General features: G+C 64.7%; 10 protein-coding genes. 7 read left to right on the forward strand and 3 right to left on the reverse strand.

Annotated features, from left to right (window positions below):
• Positions 1-61: 61 nt before the first annotated feature.
• Positions 62-1,153: a citrate synthase/methylcitrate synthase gene (locus JQ611_RS32885; RefSeq protein ID WP_212270162.1), complete on the reverse strand. Its 1,092-nt coding sequence runs from the start codon at positions 1,151-1,153 to the stop codon at positions 62-64.
• Between the two features lie 74 nt (positions 1,154-1,227).
• Between JQ611_RS32885 and JQ611_RS32890 the strand changes: the two genes are divergently transcribed.
• Positions 1,228-2,442, forward strand: a complete 1,215-nt coding sequence (locus tag JQ611_RS32890; protein ID WP_212467792.1) for a citrate synthase family protein — start codon at positions 1,228-1,230, stop codon at positions 2,440-2,442.
• On the opposite strand, the gene JQ611_RS32895 is transcribed toward JQ611_RS32890, so the two are convergent.
• A complete protein-coding gene (locus JQ611_RS32895) occupies positions 2,435-3,097 on the reverse strand; it encodes a DedA family protein (RefSeq protein WP_212270164.1) in 663 nt (220 codons plus the stop codon). The two genes, JQ611_RS32890 and JQ611_RS32895, sit on opposite strands and share 8 nt — an antisense overlap.
• A gap of 311 nt (positions 3,098-3,408) precedes the next feature.
• Here JQ611_RS32895 and cobS point away from each other — a divergent pair, with 311 nt between their 5' ends.
• The 6 genes from cobS to JQ611_RS32925 all read left to right on the forward strand — a co-directional run bounded on the left by cobS (position 3,409) and on the right by JQ611_RS32925 (position 10,039).
• Positions 3,409-4,407: a cobaltochelatase subunit CobS gene (gene cobS / locus JQ611_RS32900; protein WP_212270165.1), complete on the forward strand. Its 999-nt coding sequence runs from the start codon at positions 3,409-3,411 to the stop codon at positions 4,405-4,407.
• 3 nt (positions 4,408-4,410) lie between these two features.
• Entirely contained in the window at positions 4,411-4,821 is a 411-nt protein-coding gene (locus JQ611_RS32905) for a GNAT family N-acetyltransferase (protein WP_212270166.1), read from the forward strand.
• On the forward strand, positions 4,818-6,719 hold the full coding sequence (gene cobT, locus JQ611_RS32910; RefSeq protein ID WP_212270167.1) for a cobaltochelatase subunit CobT: 1,902 nt from the start codon (positions 4,818-4,820) through the stop codon (positions 6,717-6,719). Before JQ611_RS32905 ends, cobT begins: the two co-directional genes overlap by 4 nt.
• Before the next feature lie 4 nt (positions 6,720-6,723).
• Entirely contained in the window at positions 6,724-7,794 is a 1,071-nt protein-coding gene (locus tag JQ611_RS32915) for an esterase-like activity of phytase family protein (RefSeq protein ID WP_212467793.1), read from the forward strand.
• 77 nt (positions 7,795-7,871) lie between these two features.
• Positions 7,872-8,834, forward strand: a complete 963-nt coding sequence (locus tag JQ611_RS32920; RefSeq protein WP_212467794.1) for a tripartite tricarboxylate transporter substrate binding protein — start codon at positions 7,872-7,874, stop codon at positions 8,832-8,834.
• Positions 8,835-8,926: 92 nt separating this feature from the next.
• The gene (locus JQ611_RS32925) at positions 8,927-10,039 is read left to right on the forward strand and encodes an NADH:flavin oxidoreductase/NADH oxidase (RefSeq protein WP_212467795.1); all 1,113 of its coding nucleotides are present in this window, start codon (positions 8,927-8,929) and stop codon (positions 10,037-10,039) included.
• A 116-nt stretch (positions 10,040-10,155) separates the two neighbouring features.
• On the opposite strand, the gene JQ611_RS32930 is transcribed toward JQ611_RS32925, so the two are convergent.
• Positions 10,156-11,280, reverse strand: a complete 1,125-nt coding sequence (locus JQ611_RS32930) for a DUF2336 domain-containing protein (protein ID WP_212467796.1) — start codon at positions 11,278-11,280, stop codon at positions 10,156-10,158.
• Positions 11,281-11,846: the final 566 nt, after the last annotated feature.

The raw sequence follows: 11,846 nt of genomic DNA on the forward strand, positions 1-11,846 counted from the left end.
GGGTCCCGGCTCAAGGCCGGGACGACGTGTGGAGAGTGTCTCACTCTCACAAACCAGAACCTCACCCCGGCATCGGCCCGATATACGCTGAGCTCGGCCGGATCAGCCGCCCGCCGCGCTGCTGCTCGCGGGCGTGCGCGGTCCAGCCGGCGGCGCGCGCCACCGCAAATATGGGCGTAAATGCCTGGCGCGGGATTTTCAGCGCGTCGAGCAGGATCGCGGTGAAGAACTCCACATTGGTGTCGAGCGGCCGGTCCGGATTTTTGCGCTTCAAGGCGTCGCGGATATAGGCCTCGACTTCGCCCGCGAACGGCAGATCCATGCCGCCGCCGGCGAGCCGTTCGATCGCGCCCTTGAGCACGTCGGCGCGGGGATCGCGTACCCGATAGACGCGGTGACCAAAGCCCATCAGCCGCTCGCCGCGCGCCAGTGCGCTGTCGACCCACGGCTTGATGCGCTCGCTCGAGCCGATGGCGTCGAGCATTTCCAGCACCGGCTCCGGCGCGCCGCCATGCAGCGGCCCCGTCAGCGCACAATAGCCGCCCGTCACCGCCGCAAACAGATCGGCATGGGTCGAGGCAATGACGCGCGTCGTGAAGGTCGAGGCGTTCATGCCGTGGTCGCACACGGTGACGAAATAGGCGTCGAGCGCCGCCGCTTCGCGCGCGTTTGGCTTGCGGCCGAGCATCATCGACAGCGTGTCGGCGGCATGGCTCGCGGTTGGATCGGGCATCACGGGATCGTTGCCTTTGGCGCGCTGCACCAGCGCGGCTGCGATCACCGGAAACGCGCCGACGATGGTGGCCTCATGCTGCAGTCCTGCTTCGGCGCGCAGACCCGCGATGGCTGCGCGAAAACCATCGACGATCGACAGGCCTTGTGTGATTCCGAGCAACTCCGGCAGCCGGGCGAAGGCGCGTTCGCGCCCGGCGCCAAGCGCGGCACGCACCGCGGCCTCGCCGACCGGCTGGCCGGTACCGCCGCTCCACAGCCGGGCGGTCACGCCCTCGAACCCGGTCTTGCGGGCCAGTTCGCCGACGCGCTCGCCGGCAATGATCAGTTCGCCGCGCTCACCATCGACGTGGCTCAGCACGGTTTCGGCGGCGGGGACGCCATCGAGGCCGATCGGGGTCTTTGAAAGCTGAATGTTCATGGTCGGATCTCCTTTGTGCACCGCAAAGGTGGATCCTCTCGACAGATTGATCAATCTTGATTATGTAAATCAATATGAAAAAATCCGCCGGCCTTTATCTCTCGGCCCGCGAGGCCTCCGCCGAACTCGCGATCTCGCAGGCGACGCTCTACGCCTATGTCAGCCGCGGCCTGATCCGCTCCGAGCCGTCGGCCGATTCGCGCAGCCATCGCTACCGCGCCGAGGACGTCCGCACGCTCAAGGAGCGGCGGGCGCCGGCGCCGGAGCCGCGCGGGATGCGCAGTTTCGATGCGGATTTGCCCGTCATGGATTCGGCGATCGCGACCATCACCGAGGACGGCCCGATCTATCGCGGCGTCAACTGCGTCGATCTCGCCGAGCGCGATACGCTCGAACACGCCGCGACGCTGTTGTGGGACGTCACCGGCGTCGATCCCTTTGCTCCGGACAATTGCCCGTCGATCTCGGATGAAATGCGCGCGGTGGCCGAGGCCGCCCGCGGCGCCAACGCGATCGATCGCGCCATTGCGGTGCTGGCGCTCTCGGCCGTTGCCGATCCGCGCGCCTTTACCCGCGCGCCCGAGGGACGCGCGATGGTCGGCGGCCGCATCCTGCGCCTGGTGGTCGCGACCATGCTGAACGCGAAGACCTCGCCGCAACCGCTGCACCTGCAGATCGCCAGGGCCTGGGCGCCCGATCACAAGCACGCCGCCGATCTGATCCGCCGCGCGCTGGTGCTGCTGGCGGATCATGAATTGAACGCCTCGACCTTCACCGTGCGCTGCGCGGCGTCGACCGGCCTAAACCTCTATGACGCGATGATTGCAGGCCTCGTTGCCCTGAAAGGTCCCAAGCATGGCGGCGCCGGCGTGCTGGCGGCGCAGCTGCTCAAGACGTTGGCCAAGGGCGACGTCGCGCCCCTGATTCGCGAGCGGGTGGCGTTGGGCGAGCGTTTCGCGGGCTTCGGCCACGGCGTCTACAAGCTAGGTGATCCCCGCGCGCAGGCCTTGCTGGAGGCTTTGGCGCGCTCGGGCGCAGAGCGCAAACTGACTCACGAAATCCCGGAACGCATTGCGGAAGCGACCGGCGAATTCGTCAATATAGACTATGCGCTGGCGGTGCTCGTGCACACGCTGGGCCTGCCGCCGGGCCATGAACTGGTGCTGTTTTCGATGGCCCGCACGGTCGGATGGATCGCGCATGCGAGCGAACAATTGCGCCAAGAGCGGCTGATTCGCCCGCGTGCGCGCTATGTCGGCCCCGCCCCGGGACGCGCCCGGATTACTTGACCGGCTTGGCCGGCTCGATCACGCCGCCGCCCTGGCGGCGGCGGATGATCCAGATCGCAAGCGCTGCAACCAGCGCACCGCCCAGCACCGCGAGCATCCAGAGATGCTTGGCCGTGCCGTGATGATGCGGCAGCCCGAAATATTCGTGCAGCACGGAGATCGCGAATACGCCCGGCAGCACATGGGCCATCGCCCAGACCAGGATGGCCGGAATATTCACGCCGTAAAACCGCAGCGGCGGCATGCCCAGCGCGCCCGCCGTGACCGGTACGAAGGCGCGGATCGGCGGCACAAAGCGCGCAAAGAACACCGCAAGCGCGCCACGGCTTTGGAAGAAGGCTTCGCTTTGCGCCACCACGGCGGGGTAGTTCTTCAGCGGCCAGACGCTGAGAATCTCGCGCTGCGAACGATGGCCAACCCAGAACGCGGTGCCGTCCCCGAGTGCGGCCCCGGCAATCGCTGCCGCCAGCACCGCCCACAATTTCAGTTCGCCGCCGGGCACCAGCGCGCTCAAGGCGAGGATGATGGTTGATCCCGGCACCAGCGAGCCGACCACCGGAACAGCTTCCAGCAGGGCGGCGAGGAATAGCGTCAGGTAAGCAAGCCACGGATGGGCCGAGACAAATGCGATCAGAGGATCGAGGAAGGAGGCCACAAAATTCCCGTTTCAGCCGCGTGGGTTGCCTGTTTCCCAGACCTAACAACTCGCCAAGGGGGCGGGAAGGGCCGTCCCGAGGCGTCGGTTCCGCGGCGGGCTGGCCCGGCCGCCGGGCAAAAGTACGGCGTGATTCGCAGGGCTGCCCTCCAAAAATCGAGTTCAGTGCCTATCTCAATGATAAGGCAGCGGAACTTTCATTGCGCGGCGGGCTTCTGCCGGCCGTTGCACTCTGCTAGGTTTGCGGCAACACCCATCCGCAGCCATTCAACAAATCTGGTTTCGGGAGCGCCCGGGACCTCGGAGGATTGATGACGACCGCCGCCATGCACAAAACTGTTGAGCCCGTCGGTTTGCCCGATATGAAGGTGTCGGTCCGGCAGGTATTTGGAATCGATACCGATCTCGAAGTGCCTGCCTATTCCGAAGTTGACCCGCACGTGCCGGACGTCGATTCGGATTACCGTTTCGATCGTGCCACCACGCTCGCGATCCTGGCGGGTTTCGCCCACAACCGCCGCGTCATGGTCACCGGCTATCACGGCACGGGTAAATCGACCCATATCGAGCAGGTCGCAGCGCGGCTGAATTGGCCCTGCGTGCGCGTCAACCTCGACAGCCATATCAGTCGTATCGATCTGGTCGGCAAGGACTCCATCGTCGTGCGTGACGGCAAGCAGGTCACGGAATTCCGCGACGGCATTCTGCCTTGGGCGCTGCAGCACAACATCGCGCTGGTGTTCGACGAATATGACGCCGGGCGCCCCGACGTGATGTTCGTGATCCAGCGCGTGCTGGAAGTCTCCGGCCGCCTGACGCTGCTCGACCAGAACAAGGTGATCAAGCCGCACCCGTCGTTCCGCCTGTTCTCGACCGCCAACACGGTCGGTCTTGGCGATACGTCGGGGCTCTATCACGGCACCCAGCAAATCAACCAGGGCCAGATGGACCGCTGGTCGATCGTCACCACGCTGAATTACCTGGCGCATGACGAGGAAGTCGAGATCGTGCTCGCCAAGGCGAAGCACTATCGCACGCAGGAAGGCCGCGACATCGTCAACAAGATGGTGCGGCTCGCCGACCTCACCCGTAACGCGTTCGCCAATGGCGACCTCTCGACGGTGATGAGCCCGCGTACGGTGATCACCTGGGCGGAGAACGCCGATATCTTCTCCGACATCGGCTTTGCGTTCCGCGTTACCTTCCTCAACAAGTGCGACGAGCTGGAACGGCCGCTGGTGGCTGAATTCTATCAGCGCTGCTTCAACGCGGAGCTGGCCGAGAGTTCGGTCAACGTGGCGCTCAGCTAGCCCATGCCAACCATTTCCGTCGAGCGCACCATTGGAAAGACCAAGAAGGCGGTGCTCGGCGGACTCATCGGCTACAACAACGAGAAGATGGGGAGGCAGAAATACAAGCGCCTCGCCATCTCCTTACGCGAAGGCGACAAGATCGTCGGCGGGATTGTCGGTGAGGTCTGGACCACGGTGCTGTTCATACAGTTGTTCTGGATGGAGCAGAAACTTCGCGGCAAGGATTTTGGAACAAAGCTGATCAAGGCGATTGAAGACGAAGCGAGACGGTTTGGGGCCACGCGGTCCTATCTCGATACGATGAGTTTTCAGGCGCCGGGTTTCTACCGCGCCTGCGGTTATGAGGAATTCGGTTCGATCGAAGGTTATCCTGAAGGCGTGACGCGCCATTGGTTCACGAAAGCGCTATGAGCACATCCAACTCCAAATTCCGCACCGGATCCAAGGAAGCGCCGACCGAACCGTTCAAGCGCGCGGTGACGTCGTGCCTGCGCGCGATCGCAAAAGCACCCGAGCTCGAAGTGACGTTCGCGGCCGAACGTCCGGGTCTCGCGCCGGGCAAGGCCCGGTTGCCCGAACCTGCGCGCAAGATGACGAAACGCGATGCCGCGATTGTGCGCGGCCACGCCGATTCGATCGCGCTGAAACTCGCCTGTCACGATCCCAAGGTCCACCGCAAGCTGATGCCGGGCAATCCGCAGGCGCGCGGCGTGTTCGAGGCGGTGGAGCAGGCCCGCGTCGAAGCGATCGGCTCGCGGCGGATGGCTGGTGTCGCGAAAAACCTCACCGCGATGCTCGACGATCATTTCCATCGCGGCAAATTCGACGAGATCACCGACCGCGCCGACGCGCCGCTGTCGGATGCGCTGGCGATGCTGGTGCGTGAACGGCTGACCGGGTTGGCGCCGCCCACCGCTGCTAAAAAAGTAGTCGATCTCTGGCGGCCGGTGCTGGAGGACAAGATCGGCGCACGGCTAGATCAGTTGAGCCGCGTTACCGAAGACCAGGCCAAGTTCGGCGACCTCGTGCACGATCTGCTGTCGGCGCTCGACCTTGGCGACGACCGCAACGCTGATGCCGATGACGACGAGAACAACGAGGAGAATCAGGACGGCGAGAACGATCAGTCCGGCGCCGAAGGCTCGCCCGACTCTGACGCCGCGCAGGAAATGAGCGCCGATCAGGCCCAGGCCTCGACCGACGAGATGTCGGAGAGCGCGATGGAAAGCGCGCAGGCTTCCACGTCAGACACCTTCGACGATGGCGAACTCGGCGACGACGAAACGCCGGGCGAGGCGACGCGGCCGAATTCGCGCGGCGCCAATGAACCACGCGGGCCGGAATATCACGCCTTTGCGCCGAAGTTCGACGAGGTGATCGCGGCCGAGGATCTCTGCGACCATGACGAACTGGAACGGCTGCGCAGCTATCTCGACAAGCAGCTGGCGCACCTGCAGGGCATCGTCGCGCGGCTGGCCAACCGGCTGCAGCGCCGCCTGATGGCGCAGCAGAACCGGGCCTGGGAGTTCGATCTCGAGGAAGGCATCCTTGACCCGGCGCGGCTGTCGCGCGTGGTCACCGATCCCTATCATCCGCTCTCGTTCATGCACGAAAAGGAAGCGACCTTCCGCGACACCGTGGTGACGTTGCTGCTGGACAATTCCGGTTCGATGCGCGGCCGTCCCATTACGGTGGCGGCGACCTGTGCCGATATTCTGGCGCGCACGCTGGAGCGTTGTGGTGTCAAGGTTGAGATCCTCGGCTTCACCACGCGCGCCTGGAAAGGCGGGCAGTCCCGCGAGGCGTGGCTTGCCGCCGGCAAGCCGGCCAATCCCGGCCGGCTGAACGATTTGCGCCACATCATCTACAAATCCGCCGATGCCCCCTGGCGCCGCGCGCGGAAAAATCTCGGGCTGATGATGCGCGAGGGGCTTTTGAAGGAAAACATCGACGGCGAGGCTTTGGATTGGGCGCACAAGCGCCTGCTCGGACGTCCCGAACAGCGCAAGATCCTGATGATGATTTCCGACGGCGCGCCGGTCGACGATTCCACCCTGTCGGTCAATCCGGGCAATTACCTCGAACGGCATCTGCGTCATATCATCGAGGAGATCGAGACCCGTTCGCCGGTCGAACTGATCGCGATCGGTATCGGTCACGACGTCACGCGGTATTATCGCCGTGCGGTTACCATCGTCGATGCAGAGGAACTCGGCGGCGCCATCACCGAAAAGCTTGCCGAGCTCTTCAGCGAGACCCACGGTGCCGCGCCCACGACAACGCGCCGGCCACGCCGTCTGCATTCCTGAGAGTATGCGCGCACCGGTGAGCCGCCGTCGCTTTCTGAAAACTGCAGCGGCGGGGCTCTCGGCCGCGGCGCTGCCTGCGATCGCGCGTGCGCAGACCGCAGTTCAGCGGCCGCCGAAGCCGGCAAGCCCGGATGAATATTCGGTCACCGCGCCGGTCTCGATCGAGGTCAATGCAAGGCCGCTGCCGTCGTTCGATACCCGCGACCGCTCACATGTGCGGTTTGGCTCGCTGGAATATCGCAGCGGGTTGATTCTGACCTCGCGGTTTCGCGGCTTCGGCGGCCTGTCGGGGCTGCGGCTCGACGCCAAGGGCGAGCGCTTCATCGCCATCAGCGACAAGGGCGGCTGGTTTACCGGCCGCATTGCCTACAAGGGCCGCGAGATGACCGGCCTCGACGATGTCGAAGCGTCGCCGATACTCGGTCCCGATGGCAAGCCGATCACCGCGCGCGGCTGGTTCGACACCGAGTCGATCGCGCTCGATGGTTCCTACGTCTATGTCGGCATCGAACGCGTCAATCAGATATTGCGGTTCGATTTCGCCAAGGGTTTTACGCGCTCGCTCGGCGAGCCGCTGCCGTTGCCGCCGGCGGCGCGCAAGCTGCCGTTCAACAAGGGGCTCGAGGCGCTGGTGATGGTGCCGAAGGGCCAGCCCCTGGCGGGGACGCTGGTCGCAATCTCCGAACGCGGGCTCGACGCCGACGGCAACATCATCGGCTTTATGATTGGCGGCAAGACGCCCGGCCAGTTCGGCATCCGCCGCACCGAGAATTTCGACGTCAGCGACGCGGTGTTGCTGCCCTCGGGTCAATTGCTGTTGCTGGAGCGCAAGTTTTCCATGCTCGGCGGCATCGGCGTCCGGATCCGGCGCATCGCGCCAAATTCAATCGCCTCAGGCGCCGTGATCGACGGTCCCACGATCTTCAACGCCGATCTCGGCAGTGAGATCGACAATCTGGAAGGCATCGAAGCCCATGTGACCGACGAGGGCGATACGGTGCTGACGCTGATCTCCGACGACAATTTCTCGATGATCCAGCGCAATCTGCTGCTGCAGTTCACGCTGGTGGATTGAGGCAGGCGGGGGCACTGCGTAACGCTGTTTTCGGAACGGTTCTTGCAGCGATCCGGGCAGTGAAACCGGAGCATTTGATGACCAGGTCCATTCGGGTAGTTTTCATCCTTTCGATCGTTTTCGCGGGTTTCGCCGCCCAGGCCGAAACCTGGCCTACCCGGATGATCAAGGCGACCATCCCCTTTGGCGCGGGCAGTGCGGCCGACGTCGTGCCGCGGTTGCTGTTCGATCGTCTGGCGGTCGAGCTTGGCCAGCCGATCGTGATCGAGAACCGCGCCGGTGCGGGTGGAACGGTCGGTTCGGGACTGGTGGCGAAGGCTGATCCCGACGGCTACAGCATTCTCTCCAACTCCAACGCGTTGACGATTGCACCGGCGATCTTTCCGAATCTGGCCTTCGATGCCGCGCGCGACCTCGCCTCGGTGCTGATGATCGGCTCCACCGCCAATGTGATGATCGTGCCGAATTCGCGTCCGTGGAAGACCATCCGGGATTTCATCGCGGACGCCAAGGGCAAGCCCGGATCGATCTCCTACGGTTCGGTCGGCATCGGCAGCGCGGTCCATATCAGTTCCGAGAAATTCCGCCTCGCCGCCGGCTTTGAGGCCATCCACGTTCCCTATCGCGGCGGCGGCGAGGTGATCGCCGATATTCTTGGCGGCCGAATCGATTTCTATTTCTGTCCGCTCGCAACCGCGCTGCCGCTGATCCGCGAGGGCCAGGTGCGCGCGCTCGTGGTATCGACGGCCAAGCGCGCCACTGAGCTGCCCGACGTGCCGACCCCGGTCGATGTCGGATTGAAGGATGCCGACAGCGCGATCTGGTTTGGCGTATTGGTGCCGTCGAAGACGCCGCGCGAGATCGTCGACAAATTGCATGCGGCGGGCACCAAGGTGCTGGCCGATCCGGTGACGCAGGAGGGCTTGAAAAAGCTCGCCATCGAGCCGATGCCGATGACCCCCGGCGAGATGGACGCACTCCTCAAGCGCGAGATCGCGGCCAATTTTGAGCTGATCAAGGCCGCCGGAATCAAACCGTAAGGGGAGGGTTGCGCTGGCGGCGGGTTGAGGGGAAGGGGGCGGCTCGCTACAGAGGAGGCCAGCGTCGTCCCCTTCGGTCCCCAGGAATCCCCATGAGCAACCTGTTCTCCCCGATCCAGCTGCGTGGCCTGAAACTCGCCAACCGCATCATGGTGGCGCCGATGTGCCAGTATTCCTCTGATGATGGCGACGCCAATGACTGGCACTTCACGCATATCAATTCGCTGGCGCTGTCGGGCGCTTCGATCTTCTGCATCGAAGCAACGGCGGTGGAGGCGATCGGCCGGATCACGCCGGGCTGCCTTGGCCTCTACAACGACGCCAACGAGGCCGCGCTGAAGCCGATCCTGGCCTCGGTGCGCAAGCGCTCCAAGGCTGCCGTGATGATCCAGCTTGCCCATGCCGGCCGCAAGGCGTCGAGCCACACGCCCTGGGACGGCGGCCAGCTGATCCCGGTGTCCGAAGGCGGCTGGCAGGCGGAAGGGCCGTCGGCGATCGCGCACAAGGCGAGCGAGACGCCGCCACTGGCGTTCGACGCGGCGGGTCTTGCCCGCGTGCGCGATGCGTTCGTCGCTGCCACCAAGCGCGCCGAGCGGCTCGGCATCGACGCCATCGAGGTGCACAGCGCCCACGGCTATCTGCTGCATCAATTCCTGTCGCCGATCTCCAACCAGCGCACCGATCAATATGGCGGGTCGCTGGAGAATCGCATGCGCTTTCCGCTCGAAGTGTTCGACGCGGTGCGCGCGGCGTTCCCGCACGACAAGCCGGTGGGCCTGCGGCTTTCCTCGACCGACTGGGTCGAGGGCGGCTGGGATCTGGCGCAGACGATCGAATATGCCAAAGAACTGAAAAAACGCGGCGTCGACTGGATCGACGCATCCTCGGGCGGCGTCAGCCCCTTGCAAAAAATCCCGCTCGGCCCCGGCTATCAGGTGCCATTCGCGCAAGCCATCAGGCAGGCGACCGGCCTCACGACGATTGCGGTCGGCCTGATCACCGAAGCCGGACAGGCCGAGGAGATCGTGGCGTCCGGCAAGGCCGACATGGTCGCGCTGGCCCGCGGCATGCTCTACGACCCGCGCTGGGGCTGGCACGCCGCCGCCGAACTCGGCGGCGAGGTGTTTGCGCCGCCGCAATACTGGCGCTCGCAACCCTCGACGCAGAAGGCGCTGTTCGGCGCGACCACATTCGGCACGCGGTAGCACTTTCTTCCTTCTCCTTTTGTGGGAGAAGGGAAGTAAGTACATCTCTAACGTCGTCATTCCGGGTTCGATGCTTCGCATCGCCCCGGGATGACGGATGCGCTTTGGCGCATCCGTCAATTCACTCCCGGCGGCGCATCCGTCGCCTTCACCTGCCAGAACCGCAGCATGCGCTGCGCATTGTCCAGCGTCAGCTTGGCGTATTGCGATTTCGCCGTCGCCAGTTCGTGCGGGCCCATGTTGCCGGACGCGAAGCGGCTGTCGAGCACGGCGGCCACGGTTTCCCAGCTCAGCCCCGCGACGCGGCAGGGGATCAAGAGGCCGTCGTCGCGCAGGCTCTGCATCAGCGGGCGAATGACGTCGATGCCGGAGCGCGACAGTTCGGCGAGTGCCGCCACCGTCTCCTCGTATTTGCGCTGCCTGGCAAAGCTCATCAGCGCGCCTTCGTTGAGCTGGCCGTTCTTGGCGAGCAGCGTCACGTAGCGCTTGGCGGAAGCAAAATCGCGCACGCGGGACATTTCGCGGCTGGCGCCGTCGGCGGCGGCCGCGATGGCGCCGCGGATTTCCTCGAACAGATGCGGCGGCGCGCGCGACAGCAGCCGCGTGCGCACGGCTTCGGTGGCGTCGCGCAGCAATTGCCGCCTGATATCCGCCGGCAGGTCGACGCGGATGCCGGTCTCGATCGCCAGCTCCGGATCGTGTTCGGCCTGCGCCAGCAGCACCGCAAAACCGTTCGTGGAAACCTTTGCGCCGGGATTGGCGACCAGCTTGCGGCTGACGCTCGGATAATGCCGCGCCAGCAGCGCGTCGGTGACGATCTCGGCGAGCCACCAGCGGCCGGATATCGCGAGCAGATGCGCCTCGCTTTTGGTCTGCGCGAGCTCGACCAGATCCTCCGCCGACAGCCGCGCGGATTCGGTCAGCACGGGCGCTGCGACCGAAATATCCTCGTTGTGGGCGAGGCGCCGGATCACGGCCTGCGGCGCCTGCTTCACCGATGCGAGCTGGCTGCTCATTTCGGCGAGCGCGATGCGTGCGCTGACGTCGGCGATGGCGCGCAGCTCGATGGTCCTGATCAGCCGTTCGAGCACGTCGCCGAACAGCTCGATCTGTTCGCCATTGAAGCCGTCGGCCGAGGTCAGGAACAGGTCCGTGACGCGTCGGAAGGTCTCGAGGTGTTTTTGCGCCGAGCCGGCCTTGATGGCGGCCTCGACCTCGTCGGCGATGGATTGTTCTAGCATCGCTCGTCCTGAGCGTTCGAAGCCAATTCTGGCACAGGGAAAAAGCGTATGGGCAATAGCTGAACAGTCGGTAAAATTCAGGGTGTTGGGCCGGCCTCTCACCGTCATTGCGAGCGAAGCGAAGCAATCCATCGGGCGAGTTACTCAGTGAAACTACGGAGATTTGGGTCGCCGCGTTCAATGCTGCGCTGATGGGGAAGGTGGGGTAGGGGTCTCGCGCCATTCTCCGCCGTCGTCCCGGCCTTGAGCCGGGACCCATACTCCGCGGCGGTTGTTGTTGCAGAAGGTCACTAAGGCCGGCGATCTCACCGATAGGCCGCGGCGTATGGGTCCCGGCCTTCGCCGGGACGACGTGGATATAGCTTCGCGTTCTCGCGGCACATGGCGCCCGAGGTTTGCAGGTAATCTTCGCCCCCGAAATTCAGAGGGCGCAGGGAATGCCGGATGCGCGCTGCACCCGCGGTCTCATGTGCGTTCTGTGCTAAAAAAGCTGCACATGAGCATACAGGGCAGCGGAGAACATCCGACATTCCCTGCGCAGTGGCTTTACGGCTTATGACGCGCTC

This window comes from Bradyrhizobium sp. AUGA SZCCT0182 (assembly GCF_018130185.1).
Lineage (GTDB): Bacteria > Pseudomonadota > Alphaproteobacteria > Rhizobiales > Xanthobacteraceae > Bradyrhizobium.

Coding starts and splice junctions, on each gene's coding strand:
- JQ611_RS32885 (WP_212270162.1), bottom strand. CDS start 1,153: ATGAACATTCAGCTTTCAAAGACCCCGATCGGCCTCGATGGCGTCCCC.
- JQ611_RS32890 (WP_212467792.1), top strand. CDS start 1,228: ATGAAAAAATCCGCCGGCCTTTATCTCTCGGCCCGCGAGGCCTCCGCC.
- cobS (WP_212270165.1), top strand. CDS start 3,409: ATGACGACCGCCGCCATGCACAAAACTGTTGAGCCCGTCGGTTTGCCC.
- JQ611_RS32905 (WP_212270166.1), top strand. CDS start 4,411: ATGCCAACCATTTCCGTCGAGCGCACCATTGGAAAGACCAAGAAGGCG.
- cobT (WP_212270167.1), top strand. CDS start 4,818: ATGAGCACATCCAACTCCAAATTCCGCACCGGATCCAAGGAAGCGCCG.
- JQ611_RS32915 (WP_212467793.1), top strand. CDS start 6,724: ATGCGCGCACCGGTGAGCCGCCGTCGCTTTCTGAAAACTGCAGCGGCG.
- JQ611_RS32920 (WP_212467794.1), top strand. CDS start 7,872: ATGACCAGGTCCATTCGGGTAGTTTTCATCCTTTCGATCGTTTTCGCG.
- JQ611_RS32925 (WP_212467795.1), top strand. CDS start 8,927: ATGAGCAACCTGTTCTCCCCGATCCAGCTGCGTGGCCTGAAACTCGCC.
- JQ611_RS32930 (WP_212467796.1), bottom strand. CDS start 11,280: ATGCTAGAACAATCCATCGCCGACGAGGTCGAGGCCGCCATCAAGGCC.